Below are 24,744 nucleotides of genomic sequence, written 5' to 3'. Positions count from 1 at the left end.
TCGGTCAGCGCGTTCGACTCCCACGGCGTGGAGCAGTGGCGCTGGCGCAACCAGCACCCGATGGCCGCCTCGGTCCTGGCCACCGCCGGTGACCTCGTGTTCGCCGGCACCCCCACCGGTGAATTCCTCGCGCTGCACGCCCGCACCGGCGAGGAGCTGTGGAAGTTCCAGTGCGGCAGCGGCCACCACGGCAGCCCCATGACCTACAGCGTGGACGGCAAGCAGTACATCGCCGTACCCGTCGGCTGGGGCGGCTGGCTGGAAGGCATCATCCCCGGCATGCTCGGCGCAGGCCACGGCAGCGCACTGATCGTCTTCGCCCTACCAGACTGACCGGAGGGCAGGAGTGACGACCGCACCGCGACCGGCGGTGCGGTGGGGTGAAGCAGGAAACCTCCGGTCGGGGGCGCGCGCACGACGCCCGCACACCCCGACCGGAGGTCTTCTTCCTCACCCGCGCCTAGTTCATCAGGTGAGAAGCGGGCTGGCGGGCGGAACACTGAGTCCGTCCGCCGAAACCCGTTGGTACATCGCGGGAACACCGTTGATCGGGCAGGTCCGGGCACCGCGTCCCGGACGGAGTCGGACGAGCGAGTGGCTTCCGGAACACTGCAACGGGAGGATGCCTTGGGTGAGACGAGACGTGTTGTCGGGATCAAAGGGGACCGGCAGGTCCTGTTCGACATCGCCGAGGTGATCGTGGCCGAATCCGTCGGGAGGGCCGTCTGGCTGAGAACCGATCTCGGACGTTTCCGGTGCGCGACGGACGGCATCGACAACATCGACGACAAGTACGCGGCCTGCGGATTCGTGCGAGTTCACCGGAGCTACCTGGTGAACCTCAACCGCGTCCGCGAAGTGACGCGCAAGGACGGTGGCGAACTCGAACTCACCGTCGAGAACTACGGATGGGTCGTGCCGGTCTCGCGCCGGCGCGCGAAGTTCGTCACCGAAGCCCTCGGACTCTAGGAGCTGTTAGGAATTTCGTTTCTTGGCGGTGCCAGCGGCAGAAACCCCTGAAAGGGGAAAGCGCAGCGGCTCCGTCGCGTTCTCCAACAGCACCTAGTCCCAGGGGAACTCGATCCCTCATCGCTGCACCCGTTCTGCGGCCACGGCTATCTGCGTCCACAGTGGTTGCTGCGGAGCGGGTGCACTCACCTGCGCACTGCGCGCAAAAGCGTTGAAAACGAGCCGTTTTTGTCGACGGGTGAAGAATACGCGTACCAGCTGGATCATGCAATGGAATCGATCTGATCGCGCCGTCCGGAAGGTGTTGACAACCGTTCGTGCCGCGCGGACGCCGCTTCGTGCTCGGTGCGTTGACCGGGACTTCGGGGCCGTGCAGCCTTGCGATTCGGGCACATCTCACGACGGCACCGGATGCCGGTCGACACGGTTTTTCGCGCGATGCGCTAGGAGGCGAAGCGGAACATGGCTACCTTGAACGAGATCGCTCGCAGGATGGTCTCCGATAGGCGAGGAGTGCTCGCCGCGGACGAGAGCATCGCCACGATGTCCTCCCGGCTGGAGGGCGTCGGTGTGGCTCCGACCGACGAGAACCGCCGGACCTACCGCGAACTGATCGTCACCACCCCCGATCTGGCCGATTCGATCAGCGGGATCATCCTGGCCGACGACACCCTGCGGCAGAAGCTGTCGGACGGGAGCACCTTCCCCGCGGCTCTCGCGAACATGGGCATCCTGGCCGGAATCAAGGTCGACACCGGGGCCAAGCCGCTCGCCGGGGCCGACGGCGAGAAGGTCACCGAAGGACTCGACGGCCTGCGCGACCGGGTCGCCGAATACGTGGGCCTCGGAGCGACCTTCGCCAAGTGGCGCGCGGTGATCACCATCGGCGACGGACGTCCTTCCGAGCGCTTGATCCGCGCGAACGTGCACGGGCTCGCGCGCTACGCCGGGCTCTGCCAGGAAGGGGGACTGGTGCCGATCGTGGAGCCGGAGGTGCTGATGGACGGCGACCACACCCTCGCCCGGTGCCAGCAGGTGACGCGGGTGGTGCTCCGGGCGCTGTTCGACGAGCTCGCCCTGATGCAGGTGCGGCTCGACGGCATGGTCCTCAAGCCCAACATGGTCGTCGCGGGCAAGGACTGCCCGAAGCAGCCCGGCGTCGAGGAGGTCGCGCAGACCACAGTGGACACGCTGCGCGATGTCGTCCCGCCGGAGGTGCCGGGGATCGCGTTCCTCTCCGGCGGGCAGAGCCCGGAGCTGGCGACCCGCCACCTCGGCGCCATGCAGAACTGCGGTCCGCTGCCCTGGGAGCTGACCTACTCGTTCGGGCGCGCGCTGGTCGCCCCCGCGCTGGAGGCCTGGCGCGGTGACGCGAGCCGGTGGCAGGCCGCGCAGCGGGCGCTGTCGGTGCGAGCCGTCGCGAACGCCGCGGCCCGCTGACCCGCCCGAGGGCCGGCCCGGCGAAATCCGGGCCGGTCGGCGGCCATCGCCTGCGACGTCGCGATGGTGGAGTGCGCCGGGTCACATTTCCTTGAAGCAGAGGTGTTCGCTGGAACACGATCCTCTCGTAACAATCAGGAACCCTGATGAACCGGGAGGAAGGGTCTTCGCCGGTCGGTGGACCGGCGGTTCGGCAGAGGTGGGCCGACGTCGAGGTGTTCGCCGAGACGCAGCGGGTCACCGTCCGGTCCGAAGCCGCCCACCACCCGATCTGATTCCAGCGAGGAGCACCATGTCTTCTGAAACACCTTGGGGGAACACCGTTCTCGTCGAGTTCGACGAGGGTGTCGCGTGGGTGACGCTCAACCGCCCCGAGAAGCGCAACGCGATGAACCCGACGCTCAACGACGAGATGGTCCGCACCCTCGACGCCCTCGAAGGCGACCCGCGCTGCGAGGTCCTGGTCCTCACCGGCGCTGGTGATTCCTGGTCGGCGGGCATGGACCTCAAGGAGTACTTCCGCGAGGTCGACGAGTCCGGTGACCCGGGGTTGCAGATCCGGGTGCGCCGGGCGAGCGCGGAGTGGCAGTGGAAGCGGCTGGCCAACTGGTCCAAGCCGACCATCGCGATGATCAACGGCTGGTGCTTCGGTGGTGCCTTCACCCCGCTGGTGGCCTGCGACCTCGCCATCTCCGACGAGCAGGCCCAGTACGGCCTCTCGGAGATCAACTGGGGGATCCCGCCCGGCGGCGTGGTCACCCGGGCGCTGGCCGCGACCGTCAGCCAGCGCGACGCGCTGTACTTCATCATGACCGGCGAGACCTTCGACGGCCGCCGCGCCGCCGAGATGCGCCTGGTCAACGAGGCGGTTCCGGCCGACCGGCTGCGCGAGCGCACCCGCGAGCTCGCGCTCAAGCTCGCCTCGATGAACCCGGTGGTGCTGCGCACGGCCAAGGTCGGCTACAAGGTCTCGCGCGACATGCCGTGGGAGCACGCCGAGGACTACCTCTACGCCAAGCTGGAGCAGTCCCAGTTCCTCGACGAGGCCAACGGCCGGGCGAAGGGGATGACCCAGTTCCTCGACGAGAAGTCCTACCGCCCAGGACTTTCCGCCTACTCCGACGACTGAGCTGCCCGCGGGAGGCTGCGCGATGCGTGACGAGGGACTGGGGTCCTGGCCGGTGCGGCGAGCCCGGATGACCCCGCACCGGGTGGCCCTGATCCACGGCGAGCGCCAGGACACCCACGCCGAGCTGGCACGCCGCACCGCCGCGCTGGCGCGAGGTCTGCGCGACCTCGGCGTGCGGCGCGGTGACCGGGTCGGCTACCTCGGCCCGAACCACCCCGCCCACCTGGAGACGCTGTTCGCCACGGCTTCCCTCGGGGCGGTGTTCGTCCCGGTCAACACCAGGCTGGCGGTGCCCGAGCTCGCGCACGTGCTGACCGACGCGGGGGTGTCGGTGCTGGTCCACGCCGCGTCGGCGGGGGCGTCCGTCGACGCGGCGGCGACACCGGTGCTGCGGGAACGCCTCGTGATCGACGAAGACTCCTACGAGAGGCTGACGGGTGGCGGGGGCGAGCCCCTCGACGAACCCGTCGCCCTCGACGACCCGTGCCTGATCATGTACACCTCGGGCAGCACCGGGCGTCCGAAGGGCGCCGTGCTCAGCCACGGGAACCTGACCTGGAACTGCGTCAACGTGCTGGTCGAATCCGACCTGTCCGGCTCCGAGGTCGCCCTCGTGGCCGCGCCGCTGTTCCACACCGCGGCGCTCGGGATGACCTGCCTGCCAACGCTGCTCAAGGGCGGCACCGCAGTGCTCATGAGCTCGTTCGATCCGGCCGAGGCGCTGGAGTTGATCGCGCGGCACCGGGTCTCGCTGCTGTTCGGCGTGCCCGCGATGTACGACGCGATCAGCGCCCGGCCGGAGTGGGTGAGCGCGGACCTCTCCAGCGTGCGCACCCTGCTGTGCGGCGGATCGCCGGTTCCGGACGCCACGATCCGCCGCTACCTGGACCGCGGCCTGGCGTTCGTCCAGGGCTACGGGATGACCGAGACCTCGCCGGGCGCCCTTGTCCTCGATCCCGGGGCAGCGCGCGAGAAGGCGGGTTCGGCGGGCGTGCCGTCGTTCTTCACCGACGTCCGCGTCGTCGACCGCGCCGGTCAGCCGGTCGCGGCGGGCGAGCCGGGGGAGGTCGTGGTGCGCGGCCCGAACGTCATGCTCGGCTACTGGAACCGGCCCGAGGCCACCGAGGAGGCGCTGGCGGACGGCTGGATGCACTCCGGCGACGTGGCCACCGTCGACGACGAGGGCTACTTCACCGTCGTCGACCGGATCCGCGACATGATCATCTCGGGCGGGGAGAACATCTACCCGGCCGAGGTGGAGGCCGCGCTCCACGAGCACCCGGCGGTCGAGCTGTGCACCGTCGTCGGCGTGCCCGACCCGAAGTGGGGCGAAGTCCCACGGGCCGTGGTGGTGCTGCGGGCGGGAGCGCAGGCCACCGGCGAGGAGATCCACGAGCACCTGCGGGGCCACCTCGCCGGCTACAAGGTGCCCAAGCAGGTGGAGTTCTGGGACGACCTGCCGCGCACGGGTTCCGGGAAGATCCAGAAGGCCGAGGTGCGGGCGCGGTTGGCATGACACCCGAGCGAGACACCGCGAAGGTGCGCGATGATGTGTCGGTGACCAGCCACGACAACGCCGAACCGCGCACCCTCTACCTCGTCAAGCGCCTGGAGCTGGCGATCCGGGCGCGGATGGACGAGGCGCTGCGCCCGCACGGTCTGACCACCTTGCAGTTCACGGCGCTGACCGCGCTGCGGCAGCGCGACGGCCTCAGCTCCGCCCAGCTCGCCCGCCGCTCGTTCGTCACACCGCAGACCATGAACGAGATGGTGCGCTGGCTGGAGGATCGCGGGCACATCGAGCGTCACCGCGACCCCGACAACCGGCGGGTGCTGCTGATCTCCCTCACCGAATCCGGTCGCGAGGTCCTGCAGCGCTGCGACTCCCTGATCGAGGCGATCGAGGACGAGGTGCTCGGCGCGATCCCCGAAGCCCACCAAAGCTCGTTCCGGCAGAGCCTCATCGCCGGCTACACGGCGCTGAGCGGTCACGAGGAGACCACCTGAGCCGGTGGGTCAGTACCGCCTGTCGATGACCGAGTTGTTGGAGGCGTACCAGCGGATGAAGCCGTGCTGGAAGTTGTTCTGCCTGCCCCCGGAGACCGAGAACTCGCCGCTCGTCGGGTAACCGAGGTACGAACGCTCCCAGCCCAGCGCCACCCACCGCTCGCGGATCCGGCCGTACACCTCGTGCGCACCGGTCGGCGGTGACCAGTAGATCGAGGCGGCCTTGCTGAAGTGGTTGTAGCGCCCCACCCGGTCCGGCGTGATCGATTCGTCCGTGGTGGGGTAGCCGGCAGGCCCCGTCTCCCAGCCGATCCGGCTCCACTTGTCGCGGATAGCGCCCCAGATCCCGTGCGCTCCCGTCTGCGGCGTCCAGTAGATCGAGGACGCCTTGCTGAAGTGGTTGTAGCGGCCGATCCGGTCGGGCGTGGTGGTCTCGTCGGTGGTGGGGTAACCGAGCGGGCCGGCTTCCCAGCCGAGCCTGCTCCACTGCTCGCGGATCGCACCCCACACCGAGTGCGACCCGGTCTGCGGCGACCAGTAGATCGACGCGCCCAGCGCGAAGTGGTTGTAGCGGCCGACCTGGTCCGGCGTGGCCGTCTCGTCGGTGGTCGGTGCCCCGAACGCGGCGTGCCCGCCGCGTTCCAGGTACTTGGCGAGGTTGCCGCCGTGCACCTCGTGCACCCCGGTTCCCGCGCTCCAGTACAGCCTGCCGTTCTGGTAGGTCCGGTAGTGCACCGGGCCTTCGGTGATCTCCGGTCCCGTCGGCGCGCCCAGCAGCGTGCGCAGCCCGGGATCGGAGTCGTACCGCTGGTCGATCGCGGACCGGTACTCGGCGTTGAAGGTCTCGTCGGCAGGCCCCATCGTGATGAGCCGGGACCGCGCGGTCGGCCCGTCGGTCCACCTCGTGAAGGCCGACCCGCCATCGGTGGCCGTCTCAGCGGCCAGCACGTCGAGCTTGGCGCCCTCGGTGACCATCGCTGAGCTGGCCCCGCCTTCGGTGGGGATCTGCAGCACCGCCGGGATGTTGCTGGTCAGGGTCAGCAGGTGTTCGCGGGGCAGCGCGGTGTAGGTCTTCGACGCCGACACGCCCTCGGAATCGGTCGCGGTGGCGGTGAACGTCATCCGCGCGTCCGGGTGCGCGGTGAACGCGGTGTCGAAGAGCGGGCCCTGCGCGCCGGGCCCCGGATGATCGTGGCAGGTCGTCTCCTCGGCGCAGTGCACGACCGAACTCGTCCACGTCACCTCCAGCGGGCCGTTCTCGGCATCGGTGGCGTCGGCCGAGAGGTTGATCGGATCGTCCACCGCGAAGTCCGCTTGCGCGGGCGGCGTCAGCGTCAGCTCCGGCGAGTGGTTGGAGGGGGCCACCACGATGTCGACCTGGTCGGAGGCGTCCAGCGGGTCCCGCACCGTCAGCTTCGCGGTGAACCGGTCGGTTCCCGGCGCGTAGGTGTGCGTGGCGCGCACCCCGGTCGCGGTGGTGCCGTCGCCGAAGTCCCACTCGTAGCGCAGGGCGTCACCGTCGAAGTCCATCGAGCCCGAACCGTCGAAGGTGACCGTGCGGGTGGCCGGATCGGTCGTGGTGGTGGCGGCCGCGACCGGCGGGTTGTTGGCCGCGGAGTAGCTGAGCCTGCGCAGCGATCCGCTGTAGATGTCGGCGTAGACGACGTCGCCGTTGGGCGCCGTCTCGAACTTCACCGGACCGCCGATGTCGGTTCCCAGCGGCGGGCTCTGCGGTCGCTGCACCAGCGCGCCCTGGGCGTCGAGCCGCAGCGTCCAGAGCTTGCGCTGGCTGTAGTCGCCGAAGAAGTACGCGCCCCGGTAGGACTCCGGGTAGCTCTCGCCCTGGTAGATGATGCCGCCGGTGACGCTGTTGCCCTCGTCCACGCCGCTGCCGTGGTGGTACTCCCACACCGGGGGAGTGTTGGCGACGTTGGCGCACTCCGGCCGGTCGGCGTACCCGGGAGCCGGGTGGGTGCCCTCCCAGCACGGCCACTTGTAGTTCTGGCCGGGACGCACGAAGTCGACCTCCTCCCACGTCCCGTAGCCGACGTCGCCGACGATCGGCGTCCCGGTGGACGGGTCGATCGAGAGCCGGAAGGGGCTGCGGAAACCGCTGGCGTAGACGCGACTTCGCCACGACGACGGGTTCGACGAATCGTAGAAGGGGTTGCTCGCCACGCCGCTGCCGTCCGGCGTGATGTGCACGATCTTGCCCGCCGGGGAGTCCAGGTTGAAGGTCTGGAACGCGGCGGGGTCGGTGAACCGGTAGCTCGCCAGGTCACCGATGGACACCCACAGCGTGCCGTCCGGCGCGGCGACGATCCCGGTGACGGCGTGCACGTCGGAGAAGCTCTTGGTCTCGAAGATCACCTGCTCGTCGACGATCCTGGTCGGTTCCGGGCTTCCTTCCACCGTCCAGCGGGAGAGCCGCAGGAGGTAGCCGTCGGCGGCGTCCGGCACGGCGCGGGCGAGGTAGATCTGCCGGGACGTCTCGTAGTCGTGCGCTGCCGCGACGCCGACCAGCCCGAGGTCCTGCGCGGTGTCCACCGGCAGCGTCGCCAGCGTGTTGACCTTCCCGCCGGTGGACACCCAGGCGACCTTGCCCTGCTTGCCGGTGCTGAGCGCGCTGTTGTCCGGCAGGTAGGTGAAGTCGGTCAGGTCGAACGCGGCTTGCCCGCTCGGCTGGTCGCGGAACACGAATCCCGGCGGCAGCACGGGAGCGGCGGCGGCCTCGGGAGGCGCTGTCGCCGTCATCAGCCCGGCGGCCATCGCGAGCACGCAGAGCACAGCGCTCGCGGCCGATCGAGTTCCGTTGATCATGAACGCCCACCCCAGTACGAATACCCACCCCAGCACGGCAGAGAAAACCGCCTCACCATCGCCCCGCTCACGCGGTCGAACCAGGGACCATGGACCCTGGACCCGCGGGAGGTGTCGTCACGGCGCGTTGCGAAACCACTGTTCGCTGTGAGGACCAGCACGTCAACAGGGGTTGGAGCGGGCGTTGATCTCCCGGAGATCGTAGGCTGGTCGGTCTGCTGCGCGTGCGTCATCCGGAGTACGCGCTCTGACGACAGGAGACAGACGCCGTGGGTTCAGGTCCTGTTCGCAGTTGCCCAGCCGTGCCGCCGGTCGAACGGCGGTCTCGGTGACGCTGACGACGGCGCGCGAATCCCTCGGCGACATCCCCGGCTCCTCCGCCAGTGCCGTGTACTGGTCGGGCTTCGCGCCTGACCAGCGCACCCTGGTCGACGTCCTCGCCGCCACCGCCGCGCGGTACCCCGACGCGCCCGCGATCGACGACGGCACGACCGCGCTGACCTACCGCCGCCTGACCGGCCAGGTCGACGCCGTGCGCCGACGCCTCGCGGAATCAGGCATCGGCGCAGGTGACCGGGTCGGGATCCGCATCGCGTCGGGAGCCGCGGAGCTCTACGTCTCGATCCTGGGCGTGCTCGCCGCCGGGGCCGCCTACGTGCCCGTCGACGCCGACGACCCCGAAGACCGGGTCGAGCTGGTCTTCACCGAAGCCGACGTGTCCGCGGTGCTGAGCACCGGTGGCGAGCTGCTGCTGCGCCGCACGCCCGGCGGCAAGACCGGCGACCCAACCCCGTCCGACGACGCGTGGATCATCTTCACCTCCGGCTCGACCGGCAAGCCCAAGGGCGTCGCGGTCAGCCACGCCTCCGCGGCCGCGTTCGTCGACGCCGAGGCCTGCCTGTTCCTCACCGAGGAACCCATCGGCCCCGGCGACCGGGTGCTGGCGGGGCTGTCGGTGGCCTTCGACGCCTCGTGCGAGGAGATGTGGCTGGCGTGGCGGCACGGCGGATGCCTGGTGCCCGCGCCGCGCGCCCTCGTGCGCACCGGCGTCGACCTCGGCCCCTGGCTGGTCGCGCAGCGCATCACCGTCGTGTCCACCGTGCCCACCCTGGCCGCGCTGTGGCCGGTCGAGGCGCTGGAGGAGATCCGGCTGCTCATCCTCGGCGGCGAGGCGTGCTCGCAGGAGCTCGCCGAACGGCTCGACGTCGAGGGCCGCGAGGTCTGGAACACCTACGGGCCCACCGAGGCGACCGTGGTGGCCTCGGCGGCCAGGCTCAGCGGCGACGACGAGGTCCGGATCGGACTGCCGCTGGCCGGCTGGAACCTCGCGGTCGTCGACGACGCGGGCGGCCCGGTCGCGATGGGCGACACCGGTGAGCTCGTGATCGGCGGCGCGGGCCTCGCCCGCTACCTCGACGCCGACAAGGACGCCGAGAAGTTCGCGCCGCTGCCGTCGCTGGGCTGGTCGCGCGCCTACCGCAGCGGCGACGTGGTGCGGGCCGAACCCGAGGGCCTGGTGTTCGTGGGCCGCGCCGACGAGCAGGTCAAGCTGGGCGGCCGCCGCATCGAGCTCGGCGAGGTCGACGCGGCGCTGGCCGCGCTGCCCGACGTGGCAGGAGCCGCGGCGGCCGTGCAGACCACCGCGGCGGGGAACCAGGTGCTGGTCGGCTACGTCGTGCCGAGCACCGAGAACTTCGACCACGACAGCTCCGTGCGGCAGCTGCAGGAACGCCTGCCCGCCGCGCTGGTGCCGCTGCTGGCGATCATCGACGACCTGCCCACCCGCACCTCCGGCAAGGTCGACCGCGCGGCCCTTCCCTGGCCGCTGCCCACCGCAGGCCCCGGGGAGACCTCGGAACTGTCGGGCACCGAGTCGTGGCTCGCGGAGGGCTGGGCGGAAATCCTCGGCGTCGAGGTCTCCGACCCGGGCGCGGACTTCTTCGCGCACGGCGGTGGCAGCCTCACCGCCGCCCAGCTCATCGCCCGCATCCGGCTGCGCCATCCCCAGGTCTCCGTCGCCGACATCTACCAGGAGCCCACGCTCGGCGGACTCGCCGCGCACCTCGACGCGCTCGACGCCGACACCGGCAACTCCCAGCGCGAGGTCGCGCCGACGCCGCGCCGGACCGGCCTGCTGCAACTGCTCATCATGATCCCGATGCTCTCGCTGGTGGGACTGCGGTGGCTGACCGCGCTCGCGGCGATCGGCAACGTGCTGACCTGGGCCGGCTCGGTGGACTTCCTGCCGACGGTGCCCTGGTGGGGGATCGCGGTGGCCTGGCTGGTGCTGTTCACGCCGCCCGGTCGCATCACCCTCTCCGCGCTCGGGGCCCGCTTCCTGCTCGACGGCGTGCGGCCGGGTACCTACCCGCGCGGCGGGAGCGTCCACTTGAGACTGTGGGCCGCCCAGCAGCTCGCCGAGTTCTCCGGCGCCACGGGCGTTTCCGGTGCGTCCTGGACGTCGTTCTACGCGCGGGCGCTGGGCGCCCAGGTCGCCGACGACGTCGACCTGCACTCGCCGCCGCCGATCACCGGCATGCTCAAGATCGGCAGGGGAGCGGCCGTCGAACCCGAGGTGGACCTCTCCGGTCACTGGGTCGACGGCGACCGGGTGCACATCGGCAAGATCCGAATCGGTGCGGGCGCGCGCGTCGGCGCGCGCAGCACGCTGCTGCCCGGTGCCCGCATCGGCAAGCGCGCCGAGATCGCCGCGGGCTCCACGGTGCACGGCTCGGTTCCGGCGGGGCAGCGGTGGTCGGGTTCACCGGCGAGCAAGGTGAGCAAGTCCGCGTTGACCTGGCCGTCCAGCCGCCCGCCGCGCTCGCGCCGCTGGGTCGCGATGTACGGGTTGGCCTCGATGCTGCTCGGGCTGGTCCCGGCGGTGGCCGCGGTGCCCGGCGTCCTGCTGTTCGCCGGCGCGATCTCCGGCTCGCCCGACCTGGGCTCGGCGCTGCTGCGCAGCGCGCCCGTGGTGCCGTTGGCGAGCGCGACCTACTTCCTCGGCTACGCGCTGCTGGTGGTGATCCTCGTCCGCGCGCTGAGCATCGGCATGCACGAGGGGTTCCACCCGGTCCACGGCCGCGTGGCCTGGCAGGTGTGGGCCACCGAGCGGCTGATGGACATGGCGCGCGTCGGACTGTTCCCGCTGTACGCGAGCCTGATCACCCCGGTGTGGCTGCGGCTGCTGGGCGCCAAGGTCGGCCGCGACGTGGAAGCCTCCACCGTGCTCGCGCTGCCGAAGATGACCAACGTCGCCGACGGCGCGTTCCTCGCCGACGACACGATGGTCGCCACCTACGACCTCGGTGGCGGTTGGCTGCACGTGGCTCCGGCGCGCATCGGAAAGCAGGCCTTCCTGGGCAACTCGGGGATGACCGCGGCGGGCCGCCGGGTGCCCAAGCGCGGTCTGGTCGGCGTGCTGTCGTCGACTCCGCGCAAGGCCAAGAAGGGCTCGTCGTACCTGGGAATGCCGCCGATGCCGTTGCGCAGGTCGGTCGATCGGGGCGACCGCAGCCGCACCTTCGCGCCGCCGCTGCGGCTCAAGCTCGCCCGCGCCTCCGTCGAGCTGTTCCGGTTCGTGCCGGTGGTGCTCAGCATCGGGTTGTCGGTGCTGGTGCTGGCGGCGCTGGCGCAGCTGCACGCCGTCGTGGGACTGCTGGGCGCGGCGCTGCTGGCCGGGCCGGTGATGCTGGGCGCCGGACTGCTGGCCTGCGCAGTGGCCACCGCGGTGAAGTGGCTGCTCGTCGGCCGCTACCGGACCGGTGAACGCCCGCTGTGGTGCTCGTTCGTGTGGCGCACCGAACTGGCGGACATGTTCGTCGAGGTGCTGGCGGTGCCGTGGCTGATCGGTTCGGCCACCGGAACGCCGCTGCTGACGATGTGGCAGCGGAGCATGGGCGCGAAGATCGGGCGTGGCGTGTGGCTGGAGACCTACTGGCTGCCCGAAGCGGACCTGGTGCGGCTCGGGGCGGGCGCGACCGTCAACCGCGGCTGCGTGGTGCAGACGCACCTGTTCCACGACAGGGTCATGCGGCTCGACGAGGTGCGGTTGGATCCCGGCGCTACCCTGGGGCCGCACGGAATCGTGCTGCCCGGCGCGAGCATCGGCGCCGACACCACCATCGGACCGGGCTCGCTGGTCACTCGCGGCGACGAGGTGCCGGCGGGCACTCGCTGGCTCGGGAACCCGATCACGAACTGGCAGAGGGGACGCAACCGGTGAGTTCTGGGCCGAGCACGAGCGCACCGTCACCGGGTGCGGACCGGTCGGCCGACGCCTACCTGCCGGAGCACGGCAACGGCGGTTACCGGGTCGAGCACTACGACCTCGACCTGGACTACCAGGTGGGGCCCAACCGGCTCAGCGGTACCGCGCGGATCTCGGCCACCTCGACCCAGGCGCTGTCGCGGTTCAGCCTCGACCTCGCCGACCTGCGGGTCCGGCGGGTCCTCGTGAACGGCAAGCCCGCGAAGTTCACCCACAGCGGCGGGAAGCTGCGCATCAGGCCGCAGCGCCCCATCGACGAGAACGCCGAATTCCGTGTGGAAGTCCGGTATTCGGGCACGCCGCACCCGATCGCGGGCCGCTGGGGCGAGATCGGCTGGGAGGAGCTCACCGAGGGCTCGATGGTCGCCGCGCAGCCCATCGGGGCACCGTCGTGGTTCCCCTGCAACGACCACCCGTCCGACAAGGCCGCGTACCGGGTCTCCTTCACCGCGGCCTCGCCGTTCTCCGTGCAGGTGACGGGGAACCTAGTGTCGCAGCAGCGGCGCGGGAGCACCACGACCCACGTCTTCGAGCGGCCGGAACCGACCTCGACCTACCTGATGAGCGTCCAGGTCGGCCCCTACACAGACGTGGAGCTGGCCGAGGGTGAAGTCCCGCAGCGGGCGGCGATCCCCGCGCGGCTGAAGGAGGACTTCGCGGTCGACTTCGGCAGGCACGGTCGGATCATGGACTGCTTCCGCGAGCTGTTCGGCCCCTACCCGTTCGGTGAGTACGTCGTGGTGGTCACCGACGACGAGCTCGAAGACCCCGTCGAAGCGCAGGGCATGTCGATCTTCGGTGCCAACCACGTCGACGGGCAGCGCACCCACGAACGGCTCGTGGCGCACGAGCTCGCCCACCAGTGGTTCGGCAACAGCGTCACGATCGCCGACTGGCGGCACATCTGGCTCAACGAGGGCTTCGCGACCTACGCCGAATGGCTGTGGTCGGAACGCTCGGGCGGGCCGTCGGCGCAGCAGCACGCCGCGGACTGGCACGCCCAGGTCGCCGCGGATCTCCGCATCGCCGACCCGGGCGTGTCCAGCATGTTCGACCCGCAGGTCTACAAGCGCGGGGCCCTGACCTTGCACGCGCTCCGGCACGAGATCGGCGACGAGCCGTTCTTCGCGCTGCTGCGGCGCTGGGCGGCCGAGCGCCGGCACGGCACCGCGACCACCGAGGACTTCACGTCCCTGGCCGCCGAACACGCGAACCGCTGCCTGGAGCCGCTCTTCACCGCGTGGCTGGACCAGCCGGAACTACCGGCGCTGCCCCGCTGAGAGCCGTCACCTGGTGGCGAGTGCCGGGGCTTCGGTGAACAGCTGCGGCGCGATCACCACGCCCTGCGCGAAGTTCTCGTCGACCTGGGCCTTCTCGGTCGGGTTGGGCAGGTTGTTCTGGCAGTCGGTCCCGGCGCTGGCACCCGACATCAGGTCTTCGCAGACGCCGGTGCGGTCGTCGGGGAGCCCGAGGATGTGGCCGATCTCGTGGGTGGCGATGCGCGGGATGTGGTGTCCCTCGTTGACGGCTTCGCGCCCCATCCACACCGTGCCCACGCCGAGCGATTCGGTCTGGGCGCGCGGCCAGCCGTCGTCGGCGAGGACGGTCAGGTCGGCCTGGCCGTCGGTGGCCTTCTCCAGCTTGACGTTGGCGACCTGGCCGTTCCAGGTCTCGGCCGCCTCGTCGATGGCCGCCTGGAACTCCTCGGCCTGGCTGGCGTCGTAGGTGACGATGCGGGGCTCGGCGGCGGCGCCGGGGACCGCACCGGCCAGCGGCGCGCCTGCCACCAGCAGAAACGCCGTCGCGGCGCCGGCGATCGCGGTCGTCATCGAGAACCTGGACATGTCGACTCCTCCTGTGGGCGGTCGTTCACGTGGAAACGATCAACACGACCGGAGGCTAGGCAGGAGTCCGGGACCGATACGGACAGTGGCGGATAACCGCCATCACGTCACCAGGTGTGAATCCATCGCGGCAGCAACGAGTGGGGGAGCACGACCTCTCCCGTGGCGCACCCGTGCCGGTCGAGCAGCCAACCCATCCGCTTGCGGGTGCGCAGCGTGAGAACGGATTCCGACAGCCGCAGCGACGGCAGCTTCTCGTTGACCAGCCGCTCGATGCGCATGAGGTCGCCCGCCGACCTCGCCCACAGCAGGAACATCAGGTTCGACTGGCCGGCGGTGGACACCAGCAGCCGGAGCTCGGGCAGCGTCGACAGCGAGCGGACCGCGCGGTCCAGCTCGGTCATCGGCACCTGCGCGAACCACGTGCACACGATCGGCCAGCGGGTGCGCAGCCCCGCGACCTCGCACCGGAATGCCAGGGCATCGGTGGCCAGCAGGCGGGCGACCTGCCTGCGCACCGTCGCCGGGTCGCGGCCGAGCGCGCGGGCGATCTCGGCGGCGTTCTGCCTGCCGTCGTGCGCCAGGCGCTGCACCACCGGCCAGTAGGAGTCCGGGATGCGGCCAGGGGCCGGGCTCCTGGCGTGCCGGGCGGCCTCGCGCAGCGCGGCCTGCTGCTCGGGGTCGAGGGCGTCGAGCCGCCAGTCCGCGCCCTGCCGGTGCACTTTCGTGGCCACGTGCGTGTTCACCGCCCGCACTCCCGGGGTGGTGGGCAGGTCGTCGAGGGTGAACGCGGCCAGCGAGTCGTAGTCCGGGACGATCACCGTCAGCACCAGGTCGCGGCCGTCCGCGGTCTCCTCCACCGAGGCCGCTCGCGGATCGCGGGCGATCCGTTCGATGGCCTCCGTCCGCCGGGACGGCTCCACCCGCACGTCGACGAAGGCCACCACGTCGCGCGACTGCTCGCCGGAGTGCACCGTCAGCCACGCCAGACCCGCCGCCCGCAACCGCGCCCAGCGGGCGGCCAGCGCGGTCGGGGACGAGCCGAGCACACGGGCGGCTTCCGCCCAGCTGACCCGCGGCGCGATCTGCAGCGCGTGGATCAACGCCAGGTCCTCTTCCGCCAGTTCCGGCACGCTGGAATTCACGAATCACCTCGTCGGGAAGTTCGTCGTGCACGAATCCTGCGATTCTCCACGTCGGGACGAGTCGACATCGCACACTGACGCGCCCTGGAGTCGTTATGAAGCAGGTCACTTCCGGAGGTAGCAGTTGAGTGTGCACGAGGACGCGCTGGCGATGCGCGACGATCTGATCGCGCTGCGTCACGAGTTCCACCGCGAACCCGAGGTGGGGCTGCGGTTGCCCCGCACCCAGGAACGCGTGCTGGCGGCCCTGGAGGGCCTGCCGCTGGAGATCACCACCGGGCGGGACGTCAGCTCGGTGACCGCGGTGCTGCGCGGTGGTGGGGGTGGATCGACCGTGCTGCTGCGCGGTGACATGGACGGGCTGCCGGTGCGGGAGCGCACCGGGCTCGACTTCGCCTCGCAGACCGGTGACACCATGCACGCCTGCGGTCACGACCTGCACACCACGATGCTCATCGGCGCGGCCCGCCTGCTGTGCGCGCACCGCGACCGGCTGGGCGGGGACGTGGTGCTGATGTTCCAGCCGGGGGAGGAGGGCTACGACGGCGCGCGGATCATGGTCGAGGAGGGCGTGCTGGAGGCGTCCGGCCGCCGCGTGGACGCGGCCTACGGGCTGCACGTGTTCTCCTCGGACGCGCCGCAGGGCCGCTTCGTCACCAGGCCCGGCACGATGCTCTCGGCCTCGGACGAGCTGCACGTGTCGGTGCACGGATCCGGCGGGCACGGCTCCGCCCCGCACCGCACGCAGGACCCGGTCGCCGCGATCAGCGAGATGATCACCTCGCTGCAGACGATGGTGACCCGCCAGTTCGACATGTTCGACCCGGTGGTGCTCAGCGTTGGCACGCTGCGCGCGGGCAACGCCGTCAACGTCATCCCGGAGTCGGCGACCTTCGGCGCGACCGTGCGCACGTTCTCGCCGGAGTCGCGCGAGCGGATGCGGGAGCGTTCGGAGGCGGTGCTGCGCGCGGTGGCCGCCGCGCACCGGGTGGACGTCGAGATCGAGTACCGGCAGGGCTACCCGCCTACCCGGACCGACGTCGAGGAGACCGCGTTCGTCGACCGCACCATCCACGAGCTCTTCGGCGCCGAGCGGCACCAGACCCTGCCCAACCCGCTGTCGGGATCGGAGGACTTCTCGCGGGTGCTCGACGAGGTGCCCGGCGGGTTCGTCGGCCTCGGCGCGGTTCCCGACGGCATCGACCCCGACACCGCCGACTACAACCACTCACCGACCGCGCTGTTCGACGACGCGGTGCTCGCCGACGGCGCCACCCTCTACGCAGAACTCGCCCTGACCAGAACCCACGTGGAGAACTGATCATGACCGCATCCGTGCCAGCGCCGGTGCGCCGCAAGGCGGTGCTCGCGGCCTCCATCGGCAACTTCATCGAATGGTTCGAGTTCGGGCTCTACGGGTTCTTCGCCGCGGCGATCGCGGCGAACTTCTTCCCAGGCAGCCACAGCCTGATCTCCACCTTCGCCGCCTTCGGCGTGTCGTTCGTGCTGCGCCCGCTGGGCGCGCTGATCTTCGGCCACTTCGGCGACCGGATGGGCAGGCGCACCACGCTGTCGATCTCCATCATCGGGATGTCGGCGGCCACCTTCATCATCGGACTGCTGCCCAACTACGACGGCATCGGTCTGGCCGCGCCGATCCTGCTGGTGGCCGCCCGCGTCGTGCAGGGCTTCTCGGCCGGTGGCGAGTTCGGTGGCGCCACCGCGTTCATGGTCGAGTACGCGCCGTCGCACCGGCGCACGTTCTACGGCAGCTGGCAGATGTTCACCCAGTTCGCGGCAACGCTGGTGGCCACCGTGATCGGCGCGTTGCTGTCGATGGCGCTCACGCCCGAGGCGCTGACCGACTGGGGCTGGCGGGTGCCGTTCCTGGTGACGCTGCCGCTCGGCGCCATCGGCCTGTACCTGCGGCTGCGCCTGGACGAGACGCCGGAGTTCCAGGCCTCGTCCCCCGAGGACAGCAGCGCCCCGCTGATGATCACGCTGCGGGAGCACTGGCCGAACGTGCTCAAGGTGATCGGCCTGATCATCTCCGGCACCACCTGCACCTACATGGTCCAAGCGTTCTGGCCCGCGTTCCTGGTGAAGAACCTGAACGTCCCGCAGGCCGACATGTTCATCGCGATGATGGTGGGCATCTCCGCGCTGCTGCTGACCTGCCCGGCGTGGGCGCTGCTGGCCGACCGGATCGGGCGGCGCAAGCCGTTCCTGATCGCCACCCCGCTGGCGCTGATGGTGCTGGCCGTGCCGATGTACCAGCTCATCCTGTCCGGGTCGTTCTCCCTGATCGTCCTCGCCTACGTGCTGCTGGGACTGCTGATGGCGCCGAGCCTGTCGGCGATCTCCACGGCGATCGCCGAGGCGTTCCCGACCAAGGTCCGCTACAGCGGCCTGTCGCTGGCCTACAGCGCGGCGGTGTCGATCTTCGGCGGTTCGACGCCCCTGATCCTGTCGGCGCTGGTGGAGTCCACCGGGAACCCGATGTCACCGGCCTACTACCTGATCGCGGTGGCGGCGGTGTCGGTGCTGGCGGCGATCGCGCTGACCGACACCGCGACCAAGCCCGCCGCCGAGGTCGCCGAGGAGGTGCCGGTCCGATGACGCCGGGGTGCGGCTCGGAAACCGTGCTCTCCGAGCCGCACCCGCGCCGGCCGAAGTCCCCTCCCGCGGTCCGGCGCGGACGCTTGGCGGGGACGGGGCCCTGGATGGACGATCGAGGGCATGGCTGGTGAATTCAGACGGGACATGCACTACATCGCCACGCGGATCACCGCCGACGGGCGAGACGGTTACCCGGTCGAACCCGGTCGGTACCGCCTGGTGGTGGCCAGGGCATGTCCCTGGGCGAACCGGGCGGTCATCGTGCGGCGGCTGCTCGGCCTGGAACCGGTGCTGTCGATGGGCATCGCCGGGCCCACCCACGACGAGCGCAGCTGGCAGTTCGACCTCGACCCGGGCGGCCGGGACCCGGTCCTGGGCATCGAGCGGCTGCGGGAGGCGTTCCTGGCCCGCGACCCGGACTACGCGAAGGGCATCACGGTGCCCGCGATCGTCGACATCCCCACCGGCCAGGTGGTCACCAACGACTTCCCGCGGATCACCCTCGACTTCTCCACCGAGTGGCGCGAGCACCACCGGCTCGGAGCGCCCGAGCTGTACCCGCCGGACCTGCGCGCCGAGATCGACGACGTCGGCGACCTGGTGTTCAAGGTCAACAACGGGGTCTACAAGACCGGGTTCGCCCAGAGCCAGGAAGCGCACGACAAGGCCTTCCACGAGCTGTTCGAGGCGATGGACCTGCTCGCCGAGCGGCTTTCCGGGCAGCGCTACCTGGTCGGCGACACGATCACCGAGGCCGACGTGCACCTGTTCCCGACCCTGGTGCGCTTCGACGCCGTCTACCACGGGCACTTCAAGTGCAACCGGCACAAGATCACCGAGATGCCGGTGCTGCGGGACTACACGCGAGACCTGTTCCAGACACCGGGTTTCGGCGACACGATCCACTTCCCGCAGATCAAGGAGCACTACTACGTGGTGCACCGCAACGTGAACCCGACCGGCATCATCCCCGCCGGCCCCGACCTCACCGGCCTCCTGCGACCCCACGGACGCGAGAAGCTCGGCGGCCGCCCCTTCGGCAACGGCACCCCGCCGGGCCCACCCCCGCAGGAAGAGCGGGTCCCCAGCATCGCGTGACGGTCGCACCGCTCCCGCGATCCGCGGGCACGTGCGTCACGGGAGCGCGGAGCTCTCGTCCCTCCACACGCGGTTTCGACCACCCCGATTACGGCGGTTTTCCGGCTCCGGATTGCGGCAGTTTTCGGGTGTCCGATTACGGCGGTTTTCCGGCATCGGATTACGGCGGTTTTCCGGTGTGCGATTACGGCGGTTTTTCGGGGTTCGGGAACTGTTTCGTCGTTCTGCGGGACCGCGTTCGCCTCGGCGGGTGCTCGGCACCGAGTGAGGCGTTCGCCGTTCGGGACCGCTGCGAATCCCTCCGTGCCGGATCGGGATCCGTTCGTTCCCATCGCATCACCCCGGAGGCGACGGGTGGTCGCGGGCTGCCGCTCGGGAGGCCGGTCTTCCTGAAAACCCAAGCGCGGAGGCGGTTCTTGGACGCCTCCGCGCTGGATGCGTTCTCAGGAACGCAGTTCGGGGAACTGGTCGTCGCGCCATTCGTCGCGCGGGCCCGAGCCCTCCTCGCGGGCGCGCAGCTCGACGCGGCGGATCTTGCCGGAGATCGTCTTGGGCAGCTCGAAGAACTCCAGCCGACGAACTCGCAGGTAGGGCGCGAGGTGCTCGCGCGCGTACTTCAGGATCTCGAACGCGGTGCTCTTGTCCGGTTCGTACCCGGGAGCCAGCGCGACGTAGGCCTTGGGCACGGCGAGCCGCACCGGGTCGGGCGCGGGAACCACGGCGGCTTCCGCGACCGCGGGGTGCTCGATCAGGACCGATTCGAGCTCGAACGGGCTGATCTTGTAGTCGCTGGCCTTGAAGACGTCGTCGGTGCGCCCGACGTAGGTGATGTAGCCGTCGGCGTCGATCGTCGCCACGTCACCGGTGTGGTAGTAGCCGCCGCCCATCGCGGTGTCGTTGCGCTCGGCGTCGTCGCGGTAGCCGGTCATCAGCGGCAGCGGGTGCTGCGCGAGGTCGAGGCAGATCTCGCCCTCACCGGTGCCGTCGACCGGCCGCCCCGTCGCCGGGTCGACCAGCACCACCGGGACGCCGGGCAGCGCCCGGCCCATCGAGCCGGGGCGGATCTGCGACCCGGGCGTGTTGGCCACCTGCGCGGTGGTCTCGGTCTGCCCGAAGCCGTCGCGCAGCGTCAGGTCCCACGCGCGCTGGACCTGGTCGATGACCTCGGGGTTGAGCGGTTCGCCCGCGCCGATCACCTCGCGCAGCGACTCCGGGCGCTCGCCGAGCTCGGAGTTGATGAGCATCCGCCACACGGTCGGCGGCGCGCAGAACGTCGAGACGTCCAAGCTCCGCAACCGGTCGAGCAGCATCGCGGGGTCGAACCGGCCGTAGTTGCACACCAGGATGGTGGCCTCGGCGATCCAGGGCGCGAAGAACGACGACCACGCGTGCTTGGCCCAGCCGGGCGAGGAGATGTTGAGGTGCATGTCGCCGGGCCGCAGACCGAGGAAGTACATGGTGGTCAGGTGTCCGACGGGGTAGGAGATCTGGGTGTGCTCGACGAGCTTCGGTCGCGAGGTCGTGCCCGAGGTGAAGTAGTAGAGCAGCGGATCGCCGGGCGCGGTTCCGGGGTGGGGCAGCGGCGTGGCGGGCAACGTTCCCGCTTCGCGCAGGTCCGCCCACCCGTCGGCCGCGCCGACGCTGATCCGCCCGTAGTCACCGGGCACGTCGGTGAACTTGCCGGTGTCGGCGGCGTTGGCGATGACGTGCTCGGCCCCGCTGCGGGCGATCCGGTCGATCAGCTCGGCAGGACCGACGGCCGTGGTGGTCGGCACGATCACCGCGCCCAGCTTCATGATCGCCAGCATCGATTCCCACAGCTCGACCTGGTTGCCGAGCATGAGCACGACCGGGTCACCCCGGCGCACGCCCTGGTCGGACAACCAGCCGGCGAGGCGGTCGGAGGCCGCGGCCATCTCGTCGAAGCTGCGCCGCAGCTCGGACCCGTCCTCCTCGACGATCACCAGAGCCGGGCGGTCGTTGCCGCGCGCGATCGCGTCGAACCAGTCGGTCGCCCAGTTGAACCGCTCGCCCAGCTCGGGCCAGCGGAACTCGGTGACGGCGCGCGCGTGCTCGCCGCGCAGCGCCAAGAGCTGGTCACGGCTTTCTCGGTAGGCGCCGGTGACGTCCATGTGCCGCTTCCCCTTCGATCTGACGACGCTGTCGGGACGAGGGTGCACCGATCACCGGCGAATCGCATACCCACTCCCGGGGGTAGCGCCGAGAGGCGGGTGCGGGGTATCCACCGAGTTGACGTGGTGAGGGAGCGCACATGGACGAAGACGTCAGGGCTGCCGGTTGGATCGACCGGCTCCTCCCGGAACGGCTGAACTGGCTTTCCCGGTCGACGGGCATTCCCGTGGTGTTCGGCGGCAGCACGTCGACGACCCCGCAGCGACTGGTGATCGGCCGGATCAAGGGCACGTTCGGGTCGGGGCTGCGCGGGTTGGAGGTGCGTCCGGGCAGCGGTCTCGGCGGCAGGGTGCTGCGCGACCGCGCAGCGCACCGCGTCGACGACTACGCCCGCACCTCCGACATCACCCACGAGTACGACCCGATCGTCGTCAGGCAGGAACGCCTCACCTCGGTGTTCGCGCTGCCCATCACGGTCGGCGACGCGGTGTGCGGCGTCCTCTACGGCGCGGCCCGCGATCACCGCCCGGTGGGTGACCGCGCGCTGCGCACAGCGGAGGTCGTCACCGCGCAGCTGTCCAGGGACGTCGAAGACCGGCTGCGCCCGGACCCGGAGCTCCGCGAACCCGATCCCCTGGCGGAACTCGCCGCGGTCATCGAGGAGACCGGCGATGAGGCCATGCGCGCCCGCCTGCGCCGGATCCACCACCAGCTCAGCGGAAGCGCACCACCGGCCACGACGAGCGACGTGACCCTCGCGCCCCGCGAGATCGAAGCGCTCCGCCTCGTCGAGATCGGAGCGTCCAACGTGGAGATCGCGGCCCGGATGGGCCTGAGCCCCCAGACCGTCAAGACCTACCTCCGCAACGCCACCCGCAAGCTCGCGGTCCGCAACCGCACAGCAGCGGTCCACGAAGCCCGCCTCGCGGGGCTGTTGTAGAGCACCCCGCGTCAGCCCCCGTGGGAGTCGTCGGCCATGGGGACTTCGAGGACGAAGAACTGGAACGTGGGTGTTGTGGCGAGGCGGTGGAACTCGGCGGGGAAGAGGTCGCGGGCGGCTGGATCGGGTTGCGGTTCCCTGATGGTGGTGAGGCGGAATCCGGCCGCGGTGAAGGCGTCGATCATCGCGTGCAGCGGCCTGCGCCAGAACGTCATCGGGACGGTCTTCCCACCGAACTCCCAGTCGAAGCTGTAGCTCGTGGTCGCGAAGTAGTCGGGCCTGGGGTCGTGGATCGAGTACGCGACGAAGGGGTGGTCCACCGAGGCGATCAGCCAGCCACCGGGTTTGAGGACCCGCCGGAACTCGGCGAGCGCGGGTCCCCAGTCCTCGAGGTAGTGCAGCACGAGTGACGCGACCACCACGTCGAAGGCGGTGTCTGCGAGTGGCAAGGGCTCCCGCAGGTCGGCCAGGTGCAGGGCCGCTTCGTCACCGAGCTTCCGCCTCGCCAGGGCCAGCATCCCGGCGCTGGAGTCGACGCCGGTGACGAAAGCACCTCGCTCGCGCAGCGCGGCGGACAGGGCGCCCGCACCGCATCCCGCGTCGAGGACCTGGTGCCCGGTCACGTCCCCTGCGAGGGCGAGCATCGCCGGGCGCTCGTAATGGGCGTTGACGAGGTTGTTCTCGTTCGCCGCCGAGTACGCCTCGGCGAAGCTGTCGTAGTCGTTCACCTGTCCCCGGTCTGCGGGCGGGGTCTCCTCGGGAACACCGGGTTCGCGGTACATCACCGCAGATTAGCGGCCCCCGACGATGCCGGGCGCCACTTCGTCGAGGGCGATGAGCCGCTCCGCCCTCGAGCGTCGAGGGCGGAGCGGTGGGGTCGGGTCAGTGGATGGTGATGAGGCCGAGGGCGAAGCCCGCGGTGATGACCACCGCGCAGACCAGCAGTGCCCACTTGATCGCGAAGCGGTGGTGGTCGCCGAGGTCGACCTTGGCCAGTCCGATGAGGACGTACATCGCCGGGACCAGCGGGCTGAGCATGTGGATGGGCTGGCCGAGCAGCGATGCCCGCGCGATCTCCATCGCGCTGATCCCGTGCTGGGCGCCGGCTTCGGCGAGGATCGGCATGACGCCGAAGTAGAAGGCGTCGTTGCTCATGAAGAACGTGAACGGCACGCTCAGCACCGCGACGATGATGCTGAAGAACGGGAACAGGGCGTCGGGCAGCGCGGTGAGCAGGTACTGCGCCATCTGCTCGATCATGCCCGTGCCGGAGAGGACCCCGGTGAACACCGCCGCGGCGAACACCATGGCGACCACGGCGACGACGCTGTCGGCGTGCGAGGCGATGCGGTCGCGCTGCTGCTCCAGCCGCGGGTAGTTGACGAGCAGCGCCAGCGCGCAGCCGATCATGAACAGCACCGAGATCGGCAGCACACCGATGATCAGGGCGGTCAGCAGCGCGATCGTCAGACCGGCGTTGAACCAGTACAGCTTCGGGCGCAGCGATGCGCGGTCCGGGGCGAGCACGTCGAAGTCCGCCGAGCCGCCGTCGAAGGACGCCGCGTCACCCGACCCGCCTGCCGGGGGACCACCCGCGCCGACCAGCACCGGCGCGGAGGTGCGCAGCCTGGCGCGCTCCCGCAGGCCCAGGGCGTAGGCGAGGACGAAGACGGTGACCAGTCCGGCGGCCAGCGCCGGGATCATCGGCACGAACAGCTCCTGCGGGTCCAGGCGCAGCGCGCTCGCAGCGCGAGCGGCGGGACCGCCCCACGGCACGACGTTGAGGATCGCGTTGGTCAAGCAGGCCAGGCCCGTCATCAGCACCGGGCTGACGCCCAGCCTGCGGTAGATCGGCAGCAGCGCCGAGACCGTGATCATGAACGTCGTCGTGCCGTCGCCGTCCAACGACACCAGCGCCACCAGGGCGACCGTGCCCATGATCAGGCGCAGCGGGTCGTTGCGGGTCAGCCGGACCACGCCGCGCGCGATCGGGTCGAACAACCCGGCGTCGATCATGATCCCGAAGTAGAGGATCGCGAACAGCAGCATCGCCGCCGTCGGGGCGACCGACTTGATGCCGTCGGTGATCATGTCGCCGAGGTCCGGGGCGAAGCCGCCGATCACGGCGAAGAGTATCGGGACCGCGATCAGCGAGACCATCGGTGAGAGCCGCTTGCTCATCACCAAGTAGAGGAAAACCGTCACCATGCCCAAGCCGAGTAGCGCGATCAACGCGTCCTCCTCCCCGCGGACCTCCGGTGGTCCCACTTGCAGCGCCGTTGCGTTCCGGGGAACCGTAGGTGAGCTACGTCGCCCTGACGAGATTTGTCGAT

Annotated in this window: 19 protein-coding genes; 13 read left to right on the top strand and 6 right to left on the bottom strand. The window is 70.5% G+C overall.

Annotation, left to right across the window (positions count from 1 at the left end; translation table 11 throughout):
* From AB0J78_RS21605 to AB0J78_RS21575, 7 genes are all read left to right on the top strand, one after another.
* Positions 1–333, top strand: a 333-nt coding sequence (locus tag AB0J78_RS21605; protein WP_363791701.1) for a PQQ-binding-like beta-propeller repeat protein, incomplete at its 5' end; no start/stop codon positions are given.
* Positions 334–627: 294 nt separating this feature from the next.
* Positions 628–969: a LytTR family DNA-binding domain-containing protein gene (locus AB0J78_RS21600; RefSeq protein ID WP_363791699.1), complete on the top strand. Its 342-nt coding sequence runs from the start codon at positions 628–630 to the stop codon at positions 967–969.
* A 462-nt stretch (positions 970–1,431) separates the two neighbouring features.
* Positions 1,432–2,409 (top strand): class I fructose-bisphosphate aldolase, encoded by a 978-nt coding sequence (locus AB0J78_RS21595; protein ID WP_363791697.1) that lies wholly within the window; start codon positions 1,432–1,434, stop codon positions 2,407–2,409.
* Between the two features lie 146 nt (positions 2,410–2,555).
* Positions 2,556–2,684, top strand: coding sequence for a hypothetical protein (locus tag AB0J78_RS21590; protein WP_363791695.1), 129 nt, complete (start codon positions 2,556–2,558; stop codon positions 2,682–2,684).
* A gap of 17 nt (positions 2,685–2,701) precedes the next feature.
* Complete coding sequence (locus AB0J78_RS21585) at positions 2,702–3,538, top strand: p-hydroxycinnamoyl CoA hydratase/lyase (RefSeq protein ID WP_363791693.1); 837 nt, start codon at positions 2,702–2,704, stop codon at positions 3,536–3,538.
* A gap of 22 nt (positions 3,539–3,560) precedes the next feature.
* On the top strand, positions 3,561–5,054 hold the full coding sequence (locus AB0J78_RS21580) for a long-chain fatty acid--CoA ligase (protein ID WP_363791691.1): 1,494 nt from the start codon (positions 3,561–3,563) through the stop codon (positions 5,052–5,054).
* The gene (locus tag AB0J78_RS21575) at positions 5,051–5,545 is read left to right on the top strand and encodes a MarR family transcriptional regulator (RefSeq protein WP_363791689.1); all 495 of its coding nucleotides are present in this window, start codon (positions 5,051–5,053) and stop codon (positions 5,543–5,545) included. The genes AB0J78_RS21580 and AB0J78_RS21575 overlap by 4 nt, the downstream gene beginning before the upstream one ends.
* Before the next feature lie 9 nt (positions 5,546–5,554).
* Here AB0J78_RS21575 and AB0J78_RS21570 read toward each other — a convergent pair whose 3' ends face one another.
* Entirely contained in the window at positions 5,555–8,365 is a 2,811-nt protein-coding gene (locus AB0J78_RS21570; protein WP_363791687.1) for a PQQ-dependent sugar dehydrogenase, read from the bottom strand.
* A 328-nt stretch (positions 8,366–8,693) separates the two neighbouring features.
* Here AB0J78_RS21570 and AB0J78_RS21565 point away from each other — a divergent pair, with 328 nt between their 5' ends.
* Together AB0J78_RS21565 and AB0J78_RS21560 are read left to right on the top strand one after the other, a co-directional pair.
* Positions 8,694–12,587 carry a Pls/PosA family non-ribosomal peptide synthetase gene (locus AB0J78_RS21565; RefSeq protein ID WP_363791685.1) on the top strand — a complete coding sequence of 1,298 codons (3,894 nt, stop codon included), beginning with the start codon at positions 8,694–8,696 and terminating at the stop codon, positions 12,585–12,587.
* Positions 12,584–13,912 (top strand): M1 family metallopeptidase, encoded by a 1,329-nt coding sequence (locus tag AB0J78_RS21560; RefSeq protein WP_363791683.1) that lies wholly within the window; start codon positions 12,584–12,586, stop codon positions 13,910–13,912. Before AB0J78_RS21565 ends, AB0J78_RS21560 begins: the two co-directional genes overlap by 4 nt.
* 6 nt (positions 13,913–13,918) lie before the next feature.
* On the opposite strand, the gene AB0J78_RS21555 is transcribed toward AB0J78_RS21560, so the two are convergent.
* Together AB0J78_RS21555 and AB0J78_RS21550 are read right to left on the bottom strand one after the other, a co-directional pair.
* Positions 13,919–14,476, bottom strand: coding sequence for a snapalysin family zinc-dependent metalloprotease (locus tag AB0J78_RS21555; protein ID WP_363791681.1), 558 nt, complete (start codon positions 14,474–14,476; stop codon positions 13,919–13,921).
* 107 nt (positions 14,477–14,583) lie between these two features.
* Positions 14,584–15,621 (bottom strand): Lrp/AsnC family transcriptional regulator, encoded by a 1,038-nt coding sequence (locus AB0J78_RS21550; RefSeq protein ID WP_363791679.1) that lies wholly within the window; start codon positions 15,619–15,621, stop codon positions 14,584–14,586.
* A 124-nt stretch (positions 15,622–15,745) separates the two neighbouring features.
* On the opposite strand from AB0J78_RS21550, the gene AB0J78_RS21545 reads away from it, so the two are divergent.
* The 3 genes from AB0J78_RS21545 (at position 15,746) to AB0J78_RS21535 (ending at position 19,338) form a co-directional block, all read left to right on the top strand.
* Positions 15,746–16,942 (top strand): M20 family metallopeptidase, encoded by a 1,197-nt coding sequence (locus AB0J78_RS21545; RefSeq protein WP_363791677.1) that lies wholly within the window; start codon positions 15,746–15,748, stop codon positions 16,940–16,942.
* Between the two features lie 2 nt (positions 16,943–16,944).
* Positions 16,945–18,240: an MFS transporter gene (locus tag AB0J78_RS21540; RefSeq protein WP_363791675.1), complete on the top strand. Its 1,296-nt coding sequence runs from the start codon at positions 16,945–16,947 to the stop codon at positions 18,238–18,240.
* 120 nt (positions 18,241–18,360) lie between these two features.
* Entirely contained in the window at positions 18,361–19,338 is a 978-nt protein-coding gene (locus AB0J78_RS21535; protein WP_363791673.1) for a glutathione S-transferase C-terminal domain-containing protein, read from the top strand.
* A 443-nt stretch (positions 19,339–19,781) separates the two neighbouring features.
* Here AB0J78_RS21535 and AB0J78_RS21530 read toward each other — a convergent pair whose 3' ends face one another.
* Positions 19,782–21,470, bottom strand: coding sequence for an AMP-binding protein (locus AB0J78_RS21530; protein WP_363791670.1), 1,689 nt, complete (start codon positions 21,468–21,470; stop codon positions 19,782–19,784).
* A 140-nt stretch (positions 21,471–21,610) separates the two neighbouring features.
* Here AB0J78_RS21530 and AB0J78_RS21525 point away from each other — a divergent pair, with 140 nt between their 5' ends.
* Positions 21,611–22,411, top strand: a complete 801-nt coding sequence (locus AB0J78_RS21525) for a LuxR C-terminal-related transcriptional regulator (RefSeq protein ID WP_363791667.1) — start codon at positions 21,611–21,613, stop codon at positions 22,409–22,411.
* A gap of 11 nt (positions 22,412–22,422) precedes the next feature.
* Here the strand turns inward: AB0J78_RS21525 and AB0J78_RS21520 are convergent, their stop codons facing one another.
* Positions 22,423–23,193: a methyltransferase domain-containing protein gene (locus tag AB0J78_RS21520; protein WP_363791665.1), complete on the bottom strand. Its 771-nt coding sequence runs from the start codon at positions 23,191–23,193 to the stop codon at positions 22,423–22,425.
* 100 nt (positions 23,194–23,293) lie between these two features.
* Positions 23,294–24,643, bottom strand: a complete 1,350-nt coding sequence (locus tag AB0J78_RS21515) for a citrate:proton symporter (protein ID WP_363791663.1) — start codon at positions 24,641–24,643, stop codon at positions 23,294–23,296.
* Positions 24,644–24,744: the final 101 nt, after the last annotated feature.

It is taken from the genome of Saccharopolyspora sp. NPDC049426 (genome assembly GCF_040676935.1).
GTDB lineage: Bacteria > Actinomycetota > Actinomycetes > Mycobacteriales > Pseudonocardiaceae > Saccharopolyspora.
Note: the sequence above shows the minus strand (reverse complement) of the source record. Positions and strands in the feature narration are given on the sequence as shown.

What these genes read in the sequence shown, in the direction of transcription:
- AB0J78_RS21595 (WP_363791697.1), top strand. Translation starts at nt 1,432, where the DNA reads ATGGCTACCTTGAACGAGATCGCTCGCAGGATGGTCTCCGATAGGCGA.
- AB0J78_RS21590 (WP_363791695.1), top strand. Translation starts at nt 2,556, where the DNA reads ATGAACCGGGAGGAAGGGTCTTCGCCGGTCGGTGGACCGGCGGTTCGG.
- AB0J78_RS21585 (WP_363791693.1), top strand. Translation starts at nt 2,702, where the DNA reads ATGTCTTCTGAAACACCTTGGGGGAACACCGTTCTCGTCGAGTTCGAC.
- AB0J78_RS21580 (WP_363791691.1), top strand. Translation starts at nt 3,561, where the DNA reads ATGCGTGACGAGGGACTGGGGTCCTGGCCGGTGCGGCGAGCCCGGATG.
- AB0J78_RS21575 (WP_363791689.1), top strand. Translation starts at nt 5,051, where the DNA reads ATGACACCCGAGCGAGACACCGCGAAGGTGCGCGATGATGTGTCGGTG.
- AB0J78_RS21570 (WP_363791687.1), bottom strand. Translation starts at nt 8,365, where the DNA reads ATGATCAACGGAACTCGATCGGCCGCGAGCGCTGTGCTCTGCGTGCTC.
- AB0J78_RS21555 (WP_363791681.1), bottom strand. Translation starts at nt 14,476, where the DNA reads ATGTCCAGGTTCTCGATGACGACCGCGATCGCCGGCGCCGCGACGGCG.
- AB0J78_RS21540 (WP_363791675.1), top strand. Translation starts at nt 16,945, where the DNA reads ATGACCGCATCCGTGCCAGCGCCGGTGCGCCGCAAGGCGGTGCTCGCG.
- AB0J78_RS21535 (WP_363791673.1), top strand. Translation starts at nt 18,361, where the DNA reads ATGGCTGGTGAATTCAGACGGGACATGCACTACATCGCCACGCGGATC.
- AB0J78_RS21530 (WP_363791670.1), bottom strand. Translation starts at nt 21,470, where the DNA reads ATGGACGTCACCGGCGCCTACCGAGAAAGCCGTGACCAGCTCTTGGCG.
- AB0J78_RS21525 (WP_363791667.1), top strand. Translation starts at nt 21,611, where the DNA reads ATGGACGAAGACGTCAGGGCTGCCGGTTGGATCGACCGGCTCCTCCCG.
- AB0J78_RS21520 (WP_363791665.1), bottom strand. Translation starts at nt 23,193, where the DNA reads ATGTACCGCGAACCCGGTGTTCCCGAGGAGACCCCGCCCGCAGACCGG.